At 72.6% G+C, this 20,296-nt stretch carries 21 protein-coding genes; 7 read left to right on the forward strand and 14 right to left on the reverse strand.

The window, feature by feature from the left end:
- The coding region (locus tag IEZ00_RS36085) for a nitrate- and nitrite sensing domain-containing protein (protein ID WP_229794869.1) at nt 1-962 on the reverse strand (962 nt) is incomplete at its 3' end.
- 552 nt (nt 963-1,514) lie between these two features.
- Here IEZ00_RS36085 and IEZ00_RS01080 point away from each other — a divergent pair.
- Nucleotides 1,515-2,381 carry an ABC transporter substrate-binding protein gene (locus IEZ00_RS01080; RefSeq protein WP_229794871.1) on the forward strand — a complete coding sequence of 289 codons (867 nt, stop codon included), beginning with the start codon at nt 1,515-1,517 and terminating at the stop codon, nt 2,379-2,381.
- Between the two features lie 157 nt (nt 2,382-2,538).
- On the opposite strand, the gene IEZ00_RS01085 is transcribed toward IEZ00_RS01080, so the two are convergent.
- Nucleotides 2,539-3,006, reverse strand: a complete 468-nt coding sequence (locus IEZ00_RS01085) for an LppU/SCO3897 family protein (protein WP_189221131.1) — start codon at nt 3,004-3,006, stop codon at nt 2,539-2,541.
- A gap of 54 nt (nt 3,007-3,060) precedes the next feature.
- The gene (locus IEZ00_RS01090) at nt 3,061-3,597 is read right to left on the reverse strand and encodes an LppU/SCO3897 family protein (protein ID WP_189221132.1); all 537 of its coding nucleotides are present in this window, start codon (nt 3,595-3,597) and stop codon (nt 3,061-3,063) included.
- 108 nt (nt 3,598-3,705) lie between these two features.
- Here IEZ00_RS01090 and IEZ00_RS01095 point away from each other — a divergent pair, with 108 nt between their 5' ends.
- The 3 genes from IEZ00_RS01095 (at nt 3,706) to IEZ00_RS01105 (ending at nt 7,073) form a co-directional block, all read left to right on the forward strand.
- Nucleotides 3,706-5,358 (forward strand): DNA repair helicase XPB, encoded by a 1,653-nt coding sequence (locus tag IEZ00_RS01095; protein WP_189221133.1) that lies wholly within the window; start codon nt 3,706-3,708, stop codon nt 5,356-5,358.
- Between the two features lie 63 nt (nt 5,359-5,421).
- Complete coding sequence (locus tag IEZ00_RS01100; protein WP_189221134.1) at nt 5,422-6,075, forward strand: hypothetical protein; 654 nt, start codon at nt 5,422-5,424, stop codon at nt 6,073-6,075.
- A 62-nt stretch (nt 6,076-6,137) separates the two neighbouring features.
- The gene (locus tag IEZ00_RS01105) at nt 6,138-7,073 is read left to right on the forward strand and encodes an o-succinylbenzoate synthase (protein WP_268248644.1); all 936 of its coding nucleotides are present in this window, start codon (nt 6,138-6,140) and stop codon (nt 7,071-7,073) included.
- 41 nt (nt 7,074-7,114) lie between these two features.
- Here the strand turns inward: IEZ00_RS01105 and IEZ00_RS01110 are convergent, their stop codons facing one another.
- A complete protein-coding gene (locus IEZ00_RS01110; protein ID WP_189221135.1) occupies nt 7,115-7,771 on the reverse strand; it encodes a DUF433 domain-containing protein in 657 nt (218 codons plus the stop codon).
- Nucleotides 7,772-7,848: 77 nt separating this feature from the next.
- The gene (locus IEZ00_RS01115; RefSeq protein WP_189221136.1) at nt 7,849-8,964 is read right to left on the reverse strand and encodes an XdhC family protein; all 1,116 of its coding nucleotides are present in this window, start codon (nt 8,962-8,964) and stop codon (nt 7,849-7,851) included.
- Between the two features lie 187 nt (nt 8,965-9,151).
- Between IEZ00_RS01115 and IEZ00_RS01120 the strand changes: the two genes are divergently transcribed.
- Entirely contained in the window at nt 9,152-9,373 is a 222-nt protein-coding gene (locus tag IEZ00_RS01120; protein WP_189221137.1) for a PspC domain-containing protein, read from the forward strand.
- 49 nt (nt 9,374-9,422) lie between these two features.
- Here IEZ00_RS01120 and IEZ00_RS01125 read toward each other — a convergent pair whose 3' ends face one another.
- From IEZ00_RS01125 to IEZ00_RS01145, 5 genes are all read right to left on the reverse strand, one after another.
- Nucleotides 9,423-10,769: a beta-N-acetylhexosaminidase gene (locus tag IEZ00_RS01125; RefSeq protein WP_229795030.1), complete on the reverse strand. Its 1,347-nt coding sequence runs from the start codon at nt 10,767-10,769 to the stop codon at nt 9,423-9,425.
- The gene (locus tag IEZ00_RS01130; protein WP_189221139.1) at nt 10,769-11,614 is read right to left on the reverse strand and encodes a carbohydrate ABC transporter permease; all 846 of its coding nucleotides are present in this window, start codon (nt 11,612-11,614) and stop codon (nt 10,769-10,771) included. The genes IEZ00_RS01125 and IEZ00_RS01130 overlap by 1 nt, the downstream gene beginning before the upstream one ends.
- A complete protein-coding gene (locus IEZ00_RS01135; protein WP_189221140.1) occupies nt 11,614-12,519 on the reverse strand; it encodes a carbohydrate ABC transporter permease in 906 nt (301 codons plus the stop codon). Before IEZ00_RS01135 ends, IEZ00_RS01130 begins: the two co-directional genes overlap by 1 nt.
- Entirely contained in the window at nt 12,516-13,808 is a 1,293-nt protein-coding gene (locus IEZ00_RS01140) for an extracellular solute-binding protein (protein WP_373293060.1), read from the reverse strand. Before IEZ00_RS01140 ends, IEZ00_RS01135 begins: the two co-directional genes overlap by 4 nt.
- A gap of 70 nt (nt 13,809-13,878) precedes the next feature.
- Entirely contained in the window at nt 13,879-14,532 is a 654-nt protein-coding gene (locus tag IEZ00_RS01145; protein WP_229794873.1) for a copper homeostasis protein CutC, read from the reverse strand.
- Between the two features lie 359 nt (nt 14,533-14,891).
- Between IEZ00_RS01145 and IEZ00_RS01150 the strand changes: the two genes are divergently transcribed.
- Complete coding sequence (locus IEZ00_RS01150; RefSeq protein ID WP_189221713.1) at nt 14,892-15,497, forward strand: RNA polymerase sigma factor; 606 nt, start codon at nt 14,892-14,894, stop codon at nt 15,495-15,497.
- A gap of 59 nt (nt 15,498-15,556) precedes the next feature.
- Nucleotides 15,557-15,979, forward strand: coding sequence for a carboxypeptidase regulatory-like domain-containing protein (locus IEZ00_RS01155; protein ID WP_244992640.1), 423 nt, complete (start codon nt 15,557-15,559; stop codon nt 15,977-15,979).
- An 82-nt stretch (nt 15,980-16,061) separates the two neighbouring features.
- Here the strand turns inward: IEZ00_RS01155 and groL are convergent, their stop codons facing one another.
- The 4 genes from groL to IEZ00_RS01175 form a co-directional block, all read right to left on the reverse strand.
- The gene (gene groL, locus IEZ00_RS01160; RefSeq protein ID WP_189221143.1) at nt 16,062-17,684 is read right to left on the reverse strand and encodes a chaperonin GroEL; all 1,623 of its coding nucleotides are present in this window, start codon (nt 17,682-17,684) and stop codon (nt 16,062-16,064) included.
- A 222-nt stretch (nt 17,685-17,906) separates the two neighbouring features.
- Nucleotides 17,907-19,220 carry a serine/threonine-protein kinase gene (locus IEZ00_RS01165; protein ID WP_189221144.1) on the reverse strand — a complete coding sequence of 438 codons (1,314 nt, stop codon included), beginning with the start codon at nt 19,218-19,220 and terminating at the stop codon, nt 17,907-17,909.
- A gap of 99 nt (nt 19,221-19,319) precedes the next feature.
- Complete coding sequence (locus IEZ00_RS01170) at nt 19,320-19,526, reverse strand: cold-shock protein (RefSeq protein ID WP_033432301.1); 207 nt, start codon at nt 19,524-19,526, stop codon at nt 19,320-19,322.
- A gap of 91 nt (nt 19,527-19,617) precedes the next feature.
- A complete protein-coding gene (locus IEZ00_RS01175) occupies nt 19,618-20,262 on the reverse strand; it encodes an AIM24 family protein (protein ID WP_189221145.1) in 645 nt (214 codons plus the stop codon).
- Nucleotides 20,263-20,296: the final 34 nt, after the last annotated feature.

Genomic DNA, 20,296 nt, shown 5'->3' on the forward strand with positions numbered 1-20,296 from the left:
TTCTGCAGCTGTTCCAGCAGCAGCTTCTCCACGTCGCCGGTGAGGTTCACGGTCAGCGTGGCCGCGGTGTCCCACGGTCCGGGGCGCAGCGAGGACGAGAAGTTCTGGCCCGCGTCGGCCAGGTTCAGCGCCGACTCCTGCATGTCGTTGGCGTTGTCGATGATCAGACCGGTGACGGTGTCGTCGTAGATCCTGGCCTGTTCCGGCGTCGCCGACTTGCGGAAGTCGTTGCGGGCCGCGTCCAGCTCGGCGTTGGCCGCCAGCAGCGCGCGCTGCTGGCCGGGACCGAAGGCGCCGCGCTGGAACACGTCCAGCATGATGCCGCGCTTGCGGGACTCCTGCTCCTTGATGCGGGCCATGGCGTTGGTCGCCAGGTGCAACCGCACCAGCTCGGGGTCGTCGATCCCGGCGATGGCCTGCTCGCCGAGGTCGAGCAGGTTCTCGATGGACTCGGAGTAGGTGCGCAGCACCGCGTCCGGCGGGTACTGCGTCTCGCGCACCGCGTTGCGCAGGCTGTTGAGCCGGTTGAGCTGCTCGGCGGCGCGGCGGAACCGGGCGACGACCTCGTCGTCCAGATCCCCGCTGAGCTCGCCGATGCGGTTGTTGAGCGTGTCGGTCGCGTCGTTGACGCGACGCAGTTGTCGGTCCAGCACCACGCGGTCGAGCTGCCTGCCCGACGCCACGTGGCTGGTGCTGAGGTCGCGCTCGCGCTGGAGCTGCTGGACCAGGTTCGCGACCGAGGACTCCAGCTGGACCTGGTTGGCCAGGCGGTTGAACTCACTGGCGTTCTGCAGGTCCGCCTGCACCCGCAGCCCGCCCAGCGCGACGGCTGCGACCGTGGGGATCAGCAGCACGGCGCCCAGCTTGGTCGGCAGCCGCCAGTTGCGCAGACGCCACGCGGCGGTGCGCGCGGTGTCCTGCGAAGCGTCCGCCTTCGACCCGGTCCCCGTTTGTTCGGTCACAGTTCCATCACCCAGCGCAGCCAGTCCGTCACCCGTTTCGGGCCTATCGGAGCGCGGTGTAATCCCCACGCCAGTCTGGCTGGGACCTCTCTCTCGTCGGGCCACCCTGGGCTTCCTCTTCCGGCAGCAGTGTTCCCCGGCCTCTCCCCAGAGCCGAAGCATGGACTCGAAATCGGGCCGAATTGCAGCACAGAGGCGGTCGAGCCGGCTAGGCACCCCACCTCTGGGCGGGTGCACGGCAGTCTGCGCAGACGGCGTGCCACCCGGCCGGCAGCGTAGTGCCCGCCCCCTACCCGACGGAAGCCTCCGGAAGCACTCACCGTATCGACTAGGGCTGTCTTTTCATACCTACGGGTGGTTACCATCCCCGAACGTCGACACCTCGTCGGCAATTCCGTGATCACACCGACCCCGCTCCCGAGGTCAAGGGCGAGAGGTGCCATGCCTACCCCAGCGCGTGTTCTGCGACGTTCCGCGGCGTTGATCGCCTGCGCCGCGACTCTGTCGGCTTGCGGGCTGATCCCGGGAACCGACAGCGGCGACCGGCCGGAAGTGGAGCGCACCACGCTGCGCATCGGCGTGCTGCCGGTGGTCGACGTCGCCCCGCTGCGGCTCGCGATCAACGACAAGCTGTTCGAGCGGGCGGGCCTGCAGGTCCAGCTGGTCCCCCTCAACAACGAGGACGAGGGCATCAAGCAGCTCGACACCACCCTGGACGTGACCTGGGCCAGCCACGTGAACCTGTTCCAGGCCGTGGCCGAGGGCACCCAGCTGCAGATCCAGGGCGAGGCCTACCAGGCGGGCGCCAACTCGATGGCGCTGGTCACCATCGACAGCAGGTACGACAGCCCCGGCGCGCTGCCCACCCCCAAGATCGCGGTGAACAGCACCGTCGACCTCGGCGCGCTGACCACCAAGGCGGTGCTGGACACCGCGGGCGTGGGCAAGCAGGGCATCCAGCTGCGCGAGATGGCGTTCGAGCAGATGGTCAGCGCCATGCAGGCCAAGCAGGTCGACGCGGCCTGGATGATCGAGCCGCACATCACCAAGGCGCAGCGCGACATCGGCGCGCGGATCGTCACCGACACCGCGACCGGCCCCACCAAGGAACTGCCCATGTCGGGCTACGCGTCGAGCAAGAAGTTCGCCGACGACAACCCCAACACGCTGGCGCTGTTCCGCTCGGTGCTGCGCGACGCCCAGCAGGCCGCCACCAACAACAAGCTGGCCGTGCAGGACGCGCTGACCAGCTACATCGACGTGGACCAGCAGACCGCGGCGCTGGTGTCGGTGGGCACCTTCCCGCTCTCGCTCAACCCGGTCCGGCTCCAGCGGGTCGCCGACCTGATGGAGACCGAGGACGTGCTGCCCGGCCGCCTGGACGTGCAGGGGCTGCTGCCCCCGGACGCGAACGGCTGACCCGCTCCGTCGCCGAGGGCCTCCCGGAACGTCGCGGGAGGCCCTCGGCGCGTTCAGGCCACCGCCGAGCAGGCGGGGACCGCGTCGCCCTCCTCCTTGAAGCAGTGGCCCTCCTCGGCGTTGAGGTTGAGCGCGATGCCGTCGCCGTCCTCTCCGCTCACCGGGCGGCGGGCCCCCGTGCCAGGCAGAACGTCACCGACGGCTCGGGGTAGGCCACCGCGCGGTCCGACCCGCAGGACACCTCGCCCGTCCCCACCTTGGCCACCCGCACGGCGTGCGCGCCCGCGCAGTCCACCCGGCGCATCCCGACCTGCCGGTCGCCGCGGTAGCACGCGCCCTCGACGAAGTTGGGGATCAGGCACAGCGTGAACGGGCCCGCGTAGGTGGAGTACCGGGCCCCGCCCTTCGGGCAGCCCTCCCCCTCCTCCAGCACCTTCGCGATCCGGACGTTGGCCTGCTCGGAGCCGCAGTCGGCGGGCCGGTAGCGCGGCTCGTCCCCGGTCCCGGCCACGGCCGCGCACTCGCCCGGCCTGGGGCGCGGGCCGTCCTGCCCCGCCACGGCCAGCGCGCACGCCCCCGCGACCACGACAGCCGCCGCGCCGACGCCCCACCCGATCTTCCGCATGGCCACGACATCGGCGCACCCGCGCTCCGGGTTGAGCGGATTCACCTCATGCGGTCACATCTCGGCGGGCGCCAGGCAGTAGGTGACCGCGGGCTCGGGGTAGGACATGCCCGCGCTGTCCGGGCACTGGGTGGTGTCCGTGGAACCCTGGACGACCTTGGTGACCTTGATCGTGTCCCCGCCCGCGCAGTCGGACTTGACGAACCCGTCGCCGCGCTCGTCCGGCGCGTAGCAGGCGCCCTCGACCATGTTCGGCAGCAGGCACAGCGTCGTGGTGGACCCGGTCTCCGGCAGCGCCTCGGTGTACAGGCCCTCCTCCGGGCACGCCGCGTCCGCGCCCTCGACGACCTTGCCGACCTTGTAGCCCGCCTTGTCGTCACCGCAGTCCGCGGCGGCGGCGACCGGCTTGGCCTCGGCCTGCGAGGCCCCGCCCTGCACCGCCGCGCAGTCGCCCGCGGCGAGTGAACCGCCGTCCCGGACCACCATGAAGACCGCGAAGGCGATCGCGGCCGCGGCCACCACCGCCAACCCGGCGATCAGCCCCCGCCTGCGGTTGCCCCCCGGCTGCGGCTGCGCATCGTCAGTGCTCATGACCACCCTCGCGTCGGTGCTGTGATCGGTGCTGTGACGGCGTCCGCCAGCGTACTTGCACGCGGTTGGAACACTGGTGAGGACGCCAACCGACAGGAGTGCGCTTCCGTGACCGACGGCCCCTTGATCGTCCAGTCGGACAAGACCCTGCTGCTGGAGGTCGACCACCCGCTCTCCGACGAGGCGCGCACCGCCATCGCGCCGTTCGCCGAGCTGGAACGCGCCCCCGAGCACGTGCACACCTACCGGGTCACGCCGCTGGCGCTGTGGAACGCGCGCGCCGCGGGCCACGACGCCGAGCAGGTGGTGGACGCGCTGGTGCGGTTCTCCCGCTACCCGGTGCCGCAGCCGCTGCTGGTGGACGTGGTCGACACCATGGGCCGGTTCGGCAGGCTGCAGCTGGCCAACCACCCGGCGCACGGGCTGGTGCTGAGCACCACCGACCGCGCGGTGCTGGAGGAGGTGCTGCGCAACAAGAAGATCAAGCCGATGCTCGGGGCGCGCATCGACGACGACACCGTCGTGGTGCACCCCAGCGAGCGCGGCAGGCTCAAGCAGCTGCTGCTCAAGGTCGGCTGGCCCGCCGAGGACCTGGCGGGCTACGTCGACGGCGAGGCGCACCCGATCGAGCTGGTCGAGGACGGCTGGCGGCTGCGCGACTACCAGCGGCTGGCCGCGCAGGCGTTCCGGGCGGGCGGCTCGGGCGTGGTCGTGCTGCCCTGCGGCGCGGGCAAGACGCTGGTCGGCGCGGCGGCCATGGCCGAGGCCGGGGCGACCACGCTGATCCTGGTGACCAACACCGTGGCCGGGCGGCAGTGGAAGCGGGAGCTGGTCGCCCGCACCTCGCTGACCGAGGACGAGATCGGCGAGTACTCCGGCGAGCGCAAGGAGATCCGCCCGGTCACCATCGCCACCTACCAGGTGATCACCCGCAAGTCCAAGGGCGAGTACAAGCACCTGGAGCTGTTCGACTCGCGCGACTGGGGCCTGATCGTCTACGACGAGGTGCACCTGCTGCCCGCGCCGGTGTTCCGGATGACCGCCGACCTGCAGTCCCGCAGGCGGCTGGGGCTGACCGCGACCCTGGTCCGCGAGGACGGCCAGGAGGGCGACGTGTTCTCCCTGATCGGCCCGAAGCGCTACGACGTGCCGTGGCGCGACATCGAGGCGCAGGGCTGGATCGCGCCCGCCGAGTGCACCGAGGTCCGGGTCACGCTGACCGACAACGAGCGGCTGGAGTACGCCACCGCCGAGCCGGAGGAGCGCTACAAGCTGTGCTCCACCGCGCGCACCAAGCTGCCCGTGGTGCGGGCCATCCTCGACCGGCACAAGGACGAGCCGACCCTGGTCATCGGCGCCTACCTGGACCAGCTGGAGGCGCTGGGCGAGGCCCTGGACGCGCCGGTCATCCAGGGCTCCACCAAGAACAAGGAGCGCGAGCAGCTGTTCGACGCCTTCCGGCGCGGGGAGCTGCGCACCCTCGTGGTGTCCAAAGTGGCCAACTTCTCCATCGACCTGCCGGAGGCCTCGGTGGCGGTGCAGGTGTCGGGCACCTTCGGCTCGCGCCAGGAGGAGGCGCAGCGGCTGGGCAGGTTGTTGCGCCCCAAGGGCGACGGGCGGCAGGCGCACTTCTACTCGGTGGTGGCGCGGGACACCCTGGACACCGACTACGCCGCGCACCGGCAGCGGTTCCTGGCCGAGCAGGGCTACGCCTACCGCATCGTGGACGCCGACGACCTGCTGGGACCGAAGATCGGCTGACCGCGTCCGGCGGCGGTCCCGGTGCGCGCTAGGTTGTCACCGGGTTGGGGGACCGGAGGACGCATGAACGTGGTGGTGCGGCTGACACCGTTGCCGCGCTGGTGGATGTGGCGTCCCGGCGCGGACCGCGCCGCGGTGGCGGCGGAGGCCAGGCGGCGGGTCCGGCACGGCCGGGCGCGCGTGCTGCTGCCCGCGGCGGTGCCGCTGGCGGGCGCGCTGGCCGTGCTCGGCGCCACGCCCTGGTGGGCCGCCGGGCTGGCCTGCGCGCCGTTCGCGCTGGCGGGCCTGGTCGTGCTGGTGCCGCCGAGGGTGGCCGAGTGGGACGTGGTGAAGCTGGCGCGCGAGCAGGACGTCGTGCACTTCGAGCAGTTCCCGCTGGAGCAGCGGCGGCGCGCCCGGCGGCTGTGCGAGCACTTCCTGGCCGTGGACCGCACCTCGCTGGACCCGGCGCGGGTCGAGCGGGTCGAGCGGTCGCTGTGGCAGGCGCTGGTGGCGCTGCGCGACAGCGGGACCGTGCGCGAGGCGCTGGCCAAGGCGTCCAACCGGCCGGGGTTGGCGGCGGCCATCGCCGAGACCACCCGCGCGCTGGCCGAGCTGGACCGGCGGCTGGACCAGTTCGGCGACGCGCTGCGCATCCTGGCCGAGGAGCTGGACCCGGAGCTGGCGGGCAGCGCGCTGCGGCGGGTGGCCGCGCTGGACCCGGTCGCCACCTGGTAGCCACCGGTCCGCCCCCGCGCCGACCCGGCCGGGAGCGGGGACCGCGGTCCTAGGATGTCGCGGTGGCGTTCGTCTACTCGATCCCGATGCGCACCCGTTTCCGGGGCATCACCGTCCGCGAGGGCGTGCTGCTGGAAGGAGATCGCGGCTGGGGCGAGTTCTGCGCGTTCCCCGACTACTCCGACGCCGAGTGCGCGCCCTGGCTGGCGTGCGCCGTCGAGGCCGCGTCGGCGGGGTGGCCCGAACCGGTGCGGGACCGGGTGCCGGTCAACTGCACGGTGCCGGTCGTGGACCCGCAGCGCGCGCACGCGCTGGTGGCCGCGTCCGGGTGCGCCACGGCCAAGGTGAAGGTCGCCGACCCCGGCGTGCCGCTGCGGGCGGACCTGGAGCGGGTGGCGGCGGTCCGCGACGCGCTGGGACCGTCCGGGGCGATCCGGGTGGACGCCAACGCGGCCTGGGACGTCGACACGGCCGTGGCGGCGATCCGGGAGCTGGAGCGGGCCGCGGGCGGGCTGGAGTACGTCGAGCAGCCCTGCCCGACCCTGGACGAGCTGGCGGCCGTGCGGCGGCGGGTGGACGTGCGCGTCGCGGCCGACGAGTCGATCCGGCGGGCGGAGGACCCGCTGCGCGTGGCGGTGGCGGGCGCGGCGGACGTGGCGGTGATCAAGGTGGCGCCGCTGGGCGGGGTGCGGCGGGCGCTGCGCGTGGCCGAGGCGTGCGGGCTGCCGTGCGTGGTGTCCTCGGCGGTGGAGACCTCGGTGGGCATGGCGGCCGGGCTGGCGCTGGCCGGGGCGCTGCCGGAGCTGGACTTCGCGTGCGGCCTGGGGACGCTGTCGCTGCTGGACGGGGACGTAACGTCGGCGTCGCTGCGGCCGGTGGACGGGTTCCTCCCGGTGCCCCGGCAGCCCCCGACGCCGGACCGGATGGCGGAGTTCGCGGCGGACCGGGAGACGACGGCGCGGTGGCTGGACCGGCTGCGCCGCGTGGAAGGTCGCTGACACCGGCCACTCCCCGACCCAGCCCGCGCTCGAGGAAGAACTCAAGCGGCGACGCGTTGGGCAACTCGGCACACCGATTCGACCTGTTCAGGGGTCAAGTCGTACTCGTAGGCGACCGCCTTGATCGAATCGCCCGCCAGCCACATGCCCACCACCGCGTCGACGGGGACGTGGTTGGTCTCGATCACCGGCGATCCCCCGCTGAACCGGGGGTCGATGATCACCGGAGCCACCTCCGGGTACTGCCGCAGCCGCAACGCGGCCGCGAAGTCGTCCTCGGTGTCCCACGTGATGTACCGGAGGTAGCCGCCGAGGACTTCCCGGATGGGGCGCTGCTGGTCGCCGACACGGGCCAGGTCGCCCTCCGCGTAGTCGAGGAAGATGTCGATGCCGTCTGTCGCGATCTTCCTCGTGGCCAGGCCGTACGGCGTGCCGAACTCCGCCCGCACGGCTGCCGCCGCGTCCCGGACCTTGCTCTTGGTCAGCCCGAGATCGCGCAACGACCGGAGCACGTAGGCCTCGACGACGGCCACGAACGGCACCGAGGGCCACCCGCGCCGCTCCGGGGCCACCCGGTGCACGAGCGGCGCACCGCCCGCCTCCTCGGCCAGCCAGTAGTACAGCGTCGACTCGGGGATGGCGAGGTGCCGGGCCGTCTCCCTGGGCGTGAGCAAGGGGTCGTGGAACTTGTCGACCACCGCCGCACCCCCTTCCCGGACATCCCGATCGTACGGTCACACCCACCGACCCGATCGGGCGACACGGCTCGCGCGGGTCAGCCGCGCGGGTGGTGGATCGCGCCGTCGGTGCGGGCCAGCCGCTCGCCCCCGCCGCCCCAGCGCAGCGCGATGATCTCCGCGGCGATGGACACCGCGGTCTCCTCCGGCGTGCGCGCGCCCAGGTCCAGCCCGATCGGCGAGGACAGCCCGGCCAGCTCGCCCTCGCTCAGCCCGGCCTCGCGCAGCCGCCGCATCCGGTCGTCGTGGGTCCGGCGGGAGCCCATGGCCCCCACGTAGCCCAGCTTCAGCCGCAGCGCGACCTCCAGCAGCGGCACGTCGAACTTCGGGTCGTGGGTCAGCACCGCGACGGCGGTGCGCTCGTCCAAGCGGCCCGCCTCGGCCTCGGCGGCCAGGTAGCGGTGCGGCCAGTCCACGACCACCTCGTCCGCCTCCGGGAAGCGGGACTTGGTGGCGAACACCGGCCGCGCGTCGCACACGGTGACCCGGTAGCCCAGGAACGCGGCCATCCTGGCCATCGCGGCGGCGAAGTCGATGGCGCCGAAGACCAGCAGCCGGGGCGGCGGCTCGAAGGAGTTGACGAACACCGTCATGCCCTCGCCGCGGCGCTGCCCGTCCGGGCCGTAGTGCAGGGTGCCGCTGCGGCCGGTGGCGAGCAGGCCGCGGGCGTCGTCGGCGATGGCGTCGCGGGCGCGGGCGGAGCCGACGTCGCCGTCCACCTGGTCGGGCCAGACCACCAGCCTGCGGCCCAGCCGGTCCGGGTGCTCGACGATGGTCGCCACCGCCACCGGCTGCCGCGCCTGGATGGCGGCGAGCACCTCGGGCAGTTGCGGAAACGTTTGCGCCGACACCGGTTCCACGTACACGTCGATGATCCCGCCGCAGGTCAGGCCCACCGCGAAGGCGTCGTCGTCGCTCACCCCGTACCGCTGGAGCACCGGGACGCCGTCGGCCACCACCTGCTGCGCCAGCTCGTAGACCGCGCCTTCCACGCAGCCGCCCGAGACGCTGCCCACCACCTCGCCGTCCGCGCCGACCAGCATCGCCGCGCCGGGCGGGCGGGGCGCGGAGCTGAACGTGGCGACCACCGTGGCCAGGCCGACCGTCTGGCCCGCCGCCACCCGTCGGGCCAGGTCCTCGAACACCTCACGCAAGGGCGATCCCTCCAGCGGTCGGGCCGGAACCGCGACGCCCCGGTCATCCTCCGATTGTGCCCGCGTTCGGGGCGGTGGGAGTGCGTTCGACCCCTGAACCCTGCCCTAAGGGTCATCGCGGCGGGTCCGGGGAACCTCAGGGTGTGCCCCCGATGTGGTGGCACGCGCCGCGCGGCAGGCTTGAGCCATGACGAACGACGTGCTCAACCAGGCCACCGACAAGGTCAAGAAGCTCCGCCGCAGCCGCAGCGACCGGATGGTGGCGGGTGTGTGCGGCGGCGTCGCCAAGCTGCTGGGCGTGGACGCGGCCCTGCTGCGCATCCTGCTCGTCGCCGCGACCCTGTTCGGGTTCGGCGCGGGCGCGGTGCTCTACCTCGCCTGCTGGCTCCTCGTCCCCGAGGAGGACTGACCGCGTCTGCAAGTACCACCCGGCCCCCCTCGGGTGGTACTTGCAGACGTCAGCGGGGGTGGCCGGGGACGCCGGGCAGGGTCTGCCAGGGGCGGGGACCGGCCAGGGGGCGGTACTCCACGCCGAGCGCGTCCAGCCTCGGCAGGTGGTGCTCGGCCAGCCGGGCCAGGAACTCCGCCTCGTCACGCGGCGCGGGGCTCCACACCACCTCGGCGAACGCGGCCAGGCGCGGGAAGGCGGCGTAGTCCAGCCGCCGGGGGGAGTCCAGGTGCTCGGTCCACAGGTTCGCCTGCGCGCCGAGCACCCGGCCCACCGGCTCGTACCGGTAGACGTCCTCCAGCGTCAGCACCGTGCCCACCGGGATCGGCTCGTCCGGGCGGTCGGACTGCCGGTAGTCCAGGTACACGTGCCGCTCCGGGCACATCACCACGTCGTGCCCGCGCGCCAGCGCCGCCCGCCCGGCCTCCTCGTCGCGCCACGCGGCGACCACGGTGCTCACCGGCAGCGGCCCGACCGACAGCACCTCGTCCCACCCGTACGGGCGACGTCCGCGACTGACCAGGTGCTGCGCGATCCGCCGCACGAACCGGCCGTCCCCGCCGGGCGCCTCGTCGCCGCCCAGGCCGATGACCTCGCTGGGGAAGACCTCCAGCAGCTCGTCGAAGACGTCCCGGTAGAAGTCCACAGTGGACTCGTGCGCGTTGAGGACGCGGGGGTTCACGCCCCAGTCGGTCCACACGCCGCCGCCCTCGGTGCCCAGCTCCGGGTAGGCCGCGATGGCCGCCTGCGAGTGGCCGGGCACGTCGATCTCGGGCACCACGGTGATGTGCCGCCGCGCCGCGTACGCCACCACCTCGCGCAGGTCGTCCTGCGTGTAGTAGCCGCCGTGCGGGCGGCCGGTCATCAGCCCGCCGCGCCGGTCGCCCCACCGCGAGTCCGGCCGCCAGCCGCCGACCTCGTGCAGCCGGGGGTGGCGCTTGGACTCGAACCGCCAGCCCTGGTCGTCGGTCAGGTGCAGGTGCAGCACGTTGAGCTTGTGCGCGGCCAGCAGGTCCACGTACCGCAGCAGGTCGGCCTTGGGCAGGAAGTGCCGCGCCACGTCGATCAGGCACCCGCGCCAGGCGAACCGGGGGTGGTCCTCGACCCGGCACACCGGCAGCAGCACCGGCCCGTCGTGGATCGGGGCCGCGCGGAACGCGTCCGGCCCGCTCAACTGCCGCAGCGTCTGCCGCGCGTAGAACTCCCCCGCCTCGTCGGCGGCCTCCACCACGACCCCGGAGTCCGAGATGGACAGCCGGTAGCCCTCGGCCGGGCCGTCGACCGCGCGCACCTCGACCCGGCCGGAGAACTCGACCTCGCCGTCGCCCCTGGTGAACCGCACCGGCTTGGGCAGGATCACGACTTCACCGCCCCGGCCAGCCCGGCCACCAGCCTGCGCTGCACCACCACGAAGAACACCAGCACCGGGATGGTCATCAGGGTCGACCCGGCCATGATCGCTCCCCAGTCGTTCTGGTCGGGCTTGATGAACACCTGCAGCGCCAGCGGCAGCGTCTGGTTCTCCGCCGCCGAGATGATGAACGTCTTGGCGAACAGGAAGTCGTTCCAGGCGTGGATGAACGACAGCACGCTGGTCGCCACCAGGCCCGGCGCCACCAGCGGGAACAGCACCTGCCACAGGAACCGGAAGCGGGAGGCGCCGTCGAGGGTGGCCGCCTCCTCCAGCTCCACCGGCACCGCCGCGACGAACCCGCGCAGCATCCAGATCGCGAACGGCAGGCTGAACGCCAGGTGCACCAGCACCAGCGAGCCCAGGTGGTTCAGGCCGAACGCGGGGGCCACGTCGCGCACCGACTGCATGACGAAGAACAGCGGGATGGTCAGCGCCTCCACCGGCACCATCTGCACCACCAGCAGCATCACCAGCAGCGTGGTGCGGCTGCGGAAGCGGAACCGGGTCAGCGCGGTGGCCGCCAGGAACGAGATGAGCAGGCTCAGCAGCACCACCGCCAGCGCCACCACCAGGCTGTTGGCCAGGTAGCGGCCGAAGCTCTGCACGGTCAGCGCGCGCACGAAGCTGTCCAGCGTCGGCTCGGCGGTCCACGGCCGGGGGTCGGCCGAGATCACCTCGTCCTCGGGCTTGAGCGCGGTGAGCACCATCCAGTACAGCGGGAAGGCGATGATCCCGGCGATGACGACGGTGATCGCCTCGTAGAAGCCGCGGCTCAGTCCTCGGGGCATCACAACTCCTCCCCGCTGCGCCGCAGCGCCCGCAGGTAGCCCAGGGTGACCAGCAGCAGCAACAGCGTCATGACCACGCCGATGGCCGCGCCCAGCCCGTACTCGGAGGCGGCGAACGCCTGCTGGTAGGCGTAGACGTTGAGCACCAGGTTGCGGCCCGCGATGCCGCCGCCGCTGGTCATCACGTAGATCTGGGTGAACACCTTGAAGTCCCAGATGATCGACTGGATGGTGACCACGATCAGCAGCGGCCGCAGCAGCGGCAGGACCACGCTGCGGGTGGTGCGCCAGGTGGACGCGCCGTCCAGCGCCGCGGCCTCCAGCACCTCGCCGGGGATCGCCTTGATGCCCGCGTACAGGGTCACCATGACGAACGGGAACGAGCACCAGATCACCTCGGCGGCGACCACGCCGAACGCGGTCCACTTGCCGAACATCCAGGAGAACCCGGTGGTGCCCAGCACCTCGTTGACGAACCCGAAGTTGGCGTCGAACAGGAACAGCCAGATCGTCGAGCCCGCCACGGCGGGGGTGGACCAGGCGCCCAGCGCGGCCAGGAACAGCACCATCCGCGCCCAGGTGCGGACCTTGGTGGCCAGCACGGCCAGCGCCGTGCCGACCAGCAGCGTGCCCACCACGCAGAACGCCGCGAACGCGACGGTCTGCCCGAGCACGGACCAGAACTGCCGGTCGGCCAGCAGGGTGGCGTAGTTGTCCAGGCCCAGGAAGGTCAGCGGCGCGCCGCCGCTGACCTGCTCCTGGCCGTAGTCGAACAGGGAGATCAGCACCAGCTGGTAGATCGGGTAGCCCATCAGCCCGACCAGGACCAGCAGGGCCGGGGCGAGGTAGGCGTAGGCGGTGCGCCCCTCGCCCCGACCGGCCCGCCGGGTCACGCCGTGGGTCATGAGGAGAACGCGGCGTTCATCTGGTCGGCGGCGGCCTTGGCCGCGCCGTCCAGGTCCTGTTCGCCGGTGGCGACCTGCTGGATCAGCGTGGGCAGCACGCCCTGGGCGTCGACCTTGGCCCAGTTGGGGGTCACCGGCACGAACTTGGTGCCCGCCTCCAGGGTCTTGGTGAACGGCTCCAGCGCGGGGTCGGCCTCGGCGACCTCGGCCTGCACGTCGCCGAAGGTGGGCAGGTTGCCCATGGCGTCGAACATCTTGCGCTGGTAGACCTTGCCGCCCAGCAGCTGGACGAACTGGGTGGCCAGGGTCTTGCGCTGGCTGCCCTTCATCACGCCGAGCAGGTTGCCGCCCGCGAACGCCGGGGCGATGGAGCCGCTGTCCTTGCCGGGCAGCGGGACCACGGCGTACTTGCCCGCCGCGGTGGAGGCGTCGACGGACTTGCGGTTGAAGTCGCCGCCGATGACCATCGCGGCCTTGCCCGCGCGGAAGGCCTCCACGCTGGCGTCGCCGCCGTTGGCCGCGCACTGGGCGGGCGGGCAGATGTCGTCGGCGATCAGCTCGGTGTACTGCTTCAGGCCCGCCTTGGACTCGGGGCTGTCGATGGCGGCGACGTACTTGCCGCCGTCCTCGCGGGCGATGTCGCCGCCGTTGGCCCACACGAACGGCATGGCGCCGTAGGTGTACTTGCCGCCCGCGGAGATGCCCAGCATGTCCGGCTTGGCCTGGCGGATCCTCCTGGCCAGCGGGGCGATGTCGGCCAGCGTGGCGGGCGGCTGCAGGCCCAGCTCGCTGAACACGTCGGTGCGGTAGTACAGCGCGCGCACCCCGACGTACCAGGGCAGGCCGTAGACCTTGCCGTCGACCTTGCCGGTCTCCAGCACGGCGGGCAGCAGGTCCTGGCCGTCGGCCCAGGAGGACAGGTCCAGCTCGCCGAAGCCGCCGCCCGCGACGTAGCCCGCGAGGTCGGTGTTGCCGAACTCGGCCACGTCGGGCGCGCTCTGCGGGTCGCTGAAGGCGGCCTTGAAGCGCTCGGCGCGGGTCTGCACCTGGATGTACTGCACGTCCACGGTGACGCCCTGGTGGGCGGCCTGGAACTCGGTGACGGCCTCCTTGACCACGGCCTCCTTGGGGCCCCGGTTGACCTCGTCGAACAGCCAGACCCGCAGCTGGCCGGTCTGCTCGTCGCCGCCGGAGGCGGCCGGACCGGACTGGACCGGCGAGCAGCCTGCCAGGGCGGCGACCGCCACGGCGGTCAGCACCACGAACCGCATCTCCGACACCCCTTCCATGGGTTGCACTATGTGCAACAGGTATTTCATGGGAAGCAACGGGGATGCTATGTCCGAATGGCCGAACGGTCTAGACCAGATTCGCCCAGGTCCGCACGGCCCCGGCGGACAGCGGCGCGTCCCAGCCCCCCGGCCGCACCGCGCTGCCCACGTGGAACGCGGTCGCGCCCGCCGCTTTCAGCGGGGCCACGTGCTCCCGCTTGAGCCCGCCGCCGACCAGCAGCCGCACCTCGCCCTGCCGCGCGGCCAGCCGCTCCAGCACCGGCAGCCCGTCGGCCACCCCGCGCGGGCTGCCCGCGGCCAGCACGGTGTCGCAGCCCAGCCCGGCGACCACCGGCCACGCCGCCTCCGGGTCGGCGGAGTTGTCCAGCGCCCGGTGGAAGGTCCACCGGCAGCCCTCCAGCTCGGCCAGCACCTCGGCGCACGCGGCCCGGTCGACCCAGCCGTTCGCGTCCAGGAAGCCCAGCACGAACTCGGTGGCCCCGGCGTCCCGCAACTCGGCGGCCCGGCGGCGCAGCGCGGCCAGGTCGCCGGGCGCGAACCCCGGCGCGTCGCGCAGCATCACCCGGACCGGCAGGTCGGTGGCGGAGAGCACGTCGCGGACGACGGCGGTGGGCGGCGTCAGGCCGTCCGCGGCCATGTCGGCGACCAGTTCCAGCCGGTGCGCGCCACCGGCTTGGGCGGCTTCGGCGTCGGCCGCGTGCAGAGCGATGACTTCCAACATGGTCTGGACCATATCGCCGAGGGGCGACCGGACCGACCTTCCGGAACGACCGTGAACTGTTAACGGAGGGCGGTGTATCCACCGTAGAACTACTCACTCCTTATCTGGTGACCGCCCCTTCGAACCTCGACCAGGGAGGACCTCATGGCCACCGCGAAGCCACTCGCCGGAGCCACCTAGACCCGAGGGGGGACGAGCGGCCCGTCCTCGGTCGGCTTCGAGGGGTGTCGACCGAGGTGGCCGCCGGAGCGCCGGGCGGTCCGCGCTGCGGGAGAGGTGGTGCGGACCGCCCCGCGCTGTGAGGAGGGACGTGTGTGACGATCGGCTACGGCTGGGTACGCCGAGGAGGAGGTGACGACGTGGGTGAGCTGCGCACGACCGGAGAACGCCCGCCGTGGGAGGGACTGGCCGGGGCGGACCGCCACGCCGCCTGCGTCATCGCCGCCCGAGCGGGCGACCGCAGGGCGCTGGACGTGCTGGTCGCCGACCTGACCCCGCTGGTCTGGCACGTGGCCAGGGGCAACGGGCTGGACCGCAGCACCGCCGAGGACGTGGTGCAGACGGTCTGGCTGGCCCTGCTGCGCCACCTCGACCGGCTCAACGAGCCCAGGGCGCTGGTGGGCTGGCTGGTCGTGGCCACCCGGCGCGAGGCCCAGCGCACCTGGACCCCCGCCCGCCGGGAGGCGGCGCTGTCCGACGAGCTGGCCGAGCAGCTGGAGAGCGAGTACGGGCTGCCCGAGGACGCCGCGCTGGTGGACGACCGCGACCACCGGCTGTGGCGCGCGTTCGGGAAGTTGTCGCAGCGGTGCCAAGAACTGCTGCGGCTCACGGTGCTGGCCGGGCGGGCGGAGTACCGCGCGGTCGCGGAAGCACTGTCCATCCCGCGCGGCAGCATCGGCCCCACCAGGGGCCGGTGCCTGAACACGCTGCGCACGCATCTTGAAGCGGAAGGAGGATCGCGGTGAACGACATCGACCCGCGCGATGACCGCAGAGGCCAAGAGGACACCGCCGTCCTCACCGAGCTGAACCGGCTGGTGCACGAGCTCGACCCACCGCCTGCGGACCTGGTGGAGCGAATTCAGTTCGCCGTCGCGCTGGAGAGCCTCGACGTGGAGGTCGCGCGCTGGGAGCGCGCGGGCTCCTTCGCCGGGGTGCGCGGCGGCCAGCCGGGGACCATCACCTTCACGGTGGACAACCTCACCCTGATGGTCAACTTCACCTCCACCGGGGCGCGGCACCGCATCGACGGCTGGCTGGTGCCCGCCGGGGAGCACACCGTCGAGGTGCGCGTGGCCGAGCACGAGTCGAGCACGACCACGGCCGACGACGGCGGCCGGTTCGTGCTCTCCGACGTGCCCGCGGGGACCACCCAGATCGTGGTGCACCTGGTCGACTCCAGGGGCGAGCGGGGGCGCACCGTGGTCACCCCGACGATCATGCTGTGAGCCGCGGGAACCGCTGAACGAGCCAGGGCCCGGTCCGCCGAAGCGGACCGGGCCCTGTTCTCGTCAGCGCGTCAGGCGTGGATCAGAAGTCCATGCCGCCGGCGTCCGGCACGGCCGGGGCGGCCGAGGCCTTCTCCGGCTTGTCCGCCACGACGGCCTCGGTGGTGAGGAACAGCGCGGCGATCGACGCGGCGTTCTGCAGCGCCGAGCGGGTGACCTTCGTCGGGTCCGGCACGCCGGCCGCCAGCAGGTCCTCGTACGCGCCGGTGGCGGCGTTGAGGCCGTGGCCGACGGGCAGGCCCTTGACCTTCTCCACCACGACGCCGCCCTCGAGACCGGCGTTGACCGCGATCTGCTTGAGCGGGGCCTCCACGGCGACCTTGACGATGTTGGCGCCGGTGGCCTCGTCGCCCTCCAGCTTCAGGCCCGCGAACGCGGCCTCGGCGGCCTGCAGCAGGGCCACGCCACCACCGGCGACGATGCCCTCCTCCACGGCGGCCTTGGCGTTGCGCACCGCGTCCTCGATGCGGTGCTTGCGCTCCTTGAGCTCGACCTCGGTCGCGGCACCGGCCTTGATGACCGCCACGCCACCGGCCAGCTTGGCCAGGCGCTCCTGCAGCTTCTCGCGGTCGTAGTCGGAGTCCGACTTCTCGATCTCGGCGCGGATCTGGTTCACCCGGCCCTGGATCTGCTCGGCGTCACCGGCGCCCTCGACCACGGTGGTCTCGTCCTTGGTGACGACGACCTTGCGGGCCTTGCCCAGCAGCGACAGGTCGGCGTTCTCCAGCTTGAGGCCGACGTCCTCGGTGATGACCTGGCCGCCGGTCAGGATCGCGATGTCCTGCAGGATGGCCTTGCGGCGGTCGCCGAAGCCGGGGGCCTTGACCGCGACGGACTTGAACGTGCCGCGGATCTTGTTGACCACCAGGGTCGCCAGGGCCTCGCCCTCGACGTCCTCGGAGATGATCAGCAGCGGCTTGCCGCTCTGCATGACCTTCTCCAGCAGCGGCAGCAGGTCCTTGACCGTGGAGATCTTGGAGCCGTAGAGCAGGATGTACGGGTCCTCCAGGACCGCCTCCTGCCGCTCCGGGTCGGTCACGAAGTAACCCGAGATGTAGCCCTTGTCGAAGCGCATGCCCTCGGTGAGCTCCAGCTCGAGCCCGAGCGCGTTGCTCTCCTCGACGGTGATGACGCCTTCCTTGCCGACCTTGTCCATGGCCTCGGCGATCAGCTCGCCGATGGTCGAGTCGCCCGCGGAGATGGACGCCGTGGCGGCGATCTGCTCCTTGGTCTCGACCTCCTTGGCGGTCTTGTGCAGCTGCTCGATCACGGCGTCGACGGCCTGCTCGATGCCGCGCTTGAGGCCGAGCGGGTTGGCGCCCGCGGCGACGTTGCGCAGGCCCTCGCGGACCAGCGCCTGGGCCAGCACGGTGGCGGTGGTGGTGCCGTCACCGGCGACGTCGTCGGTCTTCTTCGCCACTTCCTTGACGAGCTCGGCCCCGATCTTCTCCCACGGGTCCTCGAGCTCGATCTCCTTGGCGATGGAGACGCCGTCGTTGGTGATGGTCGGCGCGCCCCACTTCTTCTCGAGCACGACGTTGCGACCCTTCGGGCCGAGCGTCACCTTGACGGCGTCCGCGAGGGTGTTCATGCCGCGCTCAAGGCCGCGGCGGGCATCCTCGTCGAAGGCGATCATCTTGGCCATTGCGGTGTGTTCCTCCGCCTAAATCGCGTATGGGGCCACTGGGGACGTGCGTCCTCAGCGGAACACGGTGCTTCGGCCAGGCTCGGTGCCCGCGACGGACGACCCGGTCACGGGATCCCCGTGGCCGCGCCTCACCGTCCCAGCCTGCGTGCTGGCACTCGGCAGTCCCGAGTGCCAGAACCGTGTTTAGCACTCACCGCCGTCGAGTGCAAGAAGCGCAGGTCACCGGGTCGAGCGAACCGACACGCTGGTGGGCAGCGGCTTGCCCGAGGTGGTGGCCTCGCCCACCGGGATGGACTGGCCGGTGCTGGACGTGCCGCTGGAGGGCCGGGTCGGCTCGTCCTTGGGCATGAGGATCACCACCAGCACCACGATCAGCGCGATGGCCGCCGCGCCCACGACCACCGGGAGGAACCACGGCGGCCTGGCGCGGCCGGTGTCGGCGAACGCGCTGGCGCCCACCGGGGCGGGCGGGCGCAGCCGCACCGGCTCGGACGGGAAGCCGGGCTGCTGGTAGCCGGCCGGGCGGTAGGGCTGCTGCGCGGGCAGGCCGCCGCTGTGCGGGCCGGTCTGGGCCAGTGGACCCGACAGCGGACCCGACTGCGGACCCGACAGCGGACCCGACTGCTGGGGCAGCGGGGTGGGCAGCGGACCCGAGTGCGGCCCCTGCTCGGCGCGCCGGGGCGGCGGGGTGCTCTGCTGCGCCGCACCGCCCAGCGCGGCCCGCGCCGCCGCGATCAGCTCCTGGCAGGAGGCGAAGCGCTGGGCGGGCTCCTTGGCCGCGCCCTTGCGCAGCACGTCGTCGATCGCGGGCGGCAGCGCCACCAGCGAGCTCAGCGCCGGGATCTCCGAGCCCAGGTGCCCCTGGATCACGTCCTGCACCCCGCCCTGGAACGGCGGCCGCCCGCTCAGGCAGGCGAACACCATGCAGGCCAGCGCGTACTGGTCGGTGCGGCCGTCCAGCGGCTCGCCGCGCAGGTGCTCGGGCGCGGCGTAGGTGGGCGAGCCGAGGAAGTCGCCGGTGCGGGTGCGGTGGCCGGTCGCGCCGCGCCGGGTCAGCCCGAAGTCGGCCAGGTAGACGTGCTCGCGCGCGGCCTCCTTGGTGGTGACCAGCACGTTGGCGGGCTTGACGTCGAGGTGCACCAGGCCCTTGCCGTGCAGCATGTCCAGCGCCTCGGCCACCTGCCCCAGCAGCGTCAGCGTGCGCGCGGGCGAGAGCGGGCCGTCCTTGATGTGGCTGGCCAGGTCGTGGCCGTCGACCAGCCGCATGGCGATGTAGAGCAGGCCGTCGACCTCGTCGAAGTCGTACAGCGGCACGATGTTGGCGTGGTCGATCGCCGAGGTGTTGCGCGCCTCGTCGACGAAGCGCTCGCGGAACTCCGCGTCGGCGGTCAGGTGCTCGCCGATGACCTTCAACGCCACCTTGCGCCCGAGCCGGACGTCCGTGGCCTTGTACGTCACGCTCATGCCACCGCGGCCGAGCACCCCGTCGATCCGGTAGTGGCCCAGCCGTCGCCCAGTCAGGTCGTCCGACACGCGAGGCAGCCTAACGCCCGCCGGAAGCCCGCCGCGCCGGGTTCGGGCCGACGCGCCGGAAAACCGCCCGACCCGCCGCTGGGACGGGCCGGGCGGGAGTCACGATGCCTTTCGGACGTCCGACGCCTGGCTGCGGCCGTCGCGCCCCGCCTGGATCTCGAACTCCACGCGGTCGCCCTCCGCGAGGGTGCGGAACCCCTCCATCTGGATCGCCGAGTAGTGCACGAAGACGTCCGGCCCGCCGTCGGCGGCGATGAAGCCGTACCCCTTCTCCGAGTTGAACCACTTGACCGTGCCGACAGCCAAGACGTCCTCCTTCGAGAAATACCTGAGCAAAGCGCCACGCTAGAGGCAGCGAGGGGGTCGCCGATACCCCCTTACGGAGTCATGCGCGGGGTCATCCGCGCGGGCTGAGTCCGTTGTCCCGCAACCAGGTGGCCAGCCCGCGCGGGCTGCGCGTCCTGGTCAGCACCAGGCCCGGCCCGGCGAAGTCCAGCACCAGGCCCGCGCCGGTGCGCACGGACTGCGACGCGTCCGGCGACAGCGCCCGCAGCCTGCACTGGAGGGTGTCGGCGAAGCCCAGCACGTGGCCGCTGTCCACGGTCACCAGCTCGCCCGGCGCCAGGGTCACCACGTCCAGCTCGCCGTAGCAGCCCAGCACCACCGAGCCGGTGCCGAAGGCGTAGTTGAGGAAACCGCTGTCCCCGCCGTGCAGGGCGCGCAGCGGGGGCGCGGCCGGGTCGAAGCCGACCGTGCCCGCGCAGGCCAGCCAGCTGTTGCCCGCCAGGCACCAGCCCGCGGTGCCGTCCAGCTCCAGCACGTGCAGGTCGCCGGGCAGCGGCGGGGCCACGTCCACCCAGCCGCCCTCGGGGCCCGCGGTGCAGCGGGCGGCGCGCACGCCCTTGCCCTTGACGCGGGCGTCGACCCCCACGCCGTAACTGGTGGCCAGCAACGAGGACCGCTCGACCAGCACCGGCTCGGCGGGCGCCAGCACCAGCCTGGCCACTCCCGAAGTCGGCGTGTGCCGCGTCCGGACCTGCACCTCAATCCCCCTCCCCAGCACCGGGTGTGACGGC

The organism is Saccharothrix coeruleofusca (assembly GCF_014648515.1).
Lineage (GTDB): Bacteria > Actinomycetota > Actinomycetes > Mycobacteriales > Pseudonocardiaceae > Actinosynnema > Actinosynnema coeruleofuscum.

What these genes read in the sequence shown, in the direction of transcription:
- groL (WP_189221143.1), bottom strand. Translation starts at nt 17,684, where the DNA reads ATGGCCAAGATGATCGCCTTCGACGAGGATGCCCGCCGCGGCCTTGAG.
- IEZ00_RS01090 (WP_189221132.1), bottom strand. Translation starts at nt 3,597, where the DNA reads ATGAGCACTGACGATGCGCAGCCGCAGCCGGGGGGCAACCGCAGGCGG.
- IEZ00_RS01145 (WP_229794873.1), bottom strand. Translation starts at nt 14,532, where the DNA reads ATGTTGGAAGTCATCGCTCTGCACGCGGCCGACGCCGAAGCCGCCCAA.
- IEZ00_RS01120 (WP_189221137.1), top strand. Translation starts at nt 9,152, where the DNA reads ATGACGAACGACGTGCTCAACCAGGCCACCGACAAGGTCAAGAAGCTC.
- IEZ00_RS01140 (WP_373293060.1), bottom strand. Translation starts at nt 13,808, where the DNA reads ATGGAAGGGGTGTCGGAGATGCGGTTCGTGGTGCTGACCGCCGTGGCG.
- IEZ00_RS01135 (WP_189221140.1), bottom strand. Translation starts at nt 12,519, where the DNA reads ATGACCCACGGCGTGACCCGGCGGGCCGGTCGGGGCGAGGGGCGCACC.
- IEZ00_RS01130 (WP_189221139.1), bottom strand. Translation starts at nt 11,614, where the DNA reads ATGCCCCGAGGACTGAGCCGCGGCTTCTACGAGGCGATCACCGTCGTC.
- IEZ00_RS01100 (WP_189221134.1), top strand. Translation starts at nt 5,422, where the DNA reads ATGAACGTGGTGGTGCGGCTGACACCGTTGCCGCGCTGGTGGATGTGG.
- IEZ00_RS01085 (WP_189221131.1), bottom strand. Translation starts at nt 3,006, where the DNA reads ATGCGGAAGATCGGGTGGGGCGTCGGCGCGGCGGCTGTCGTGGTCGCG.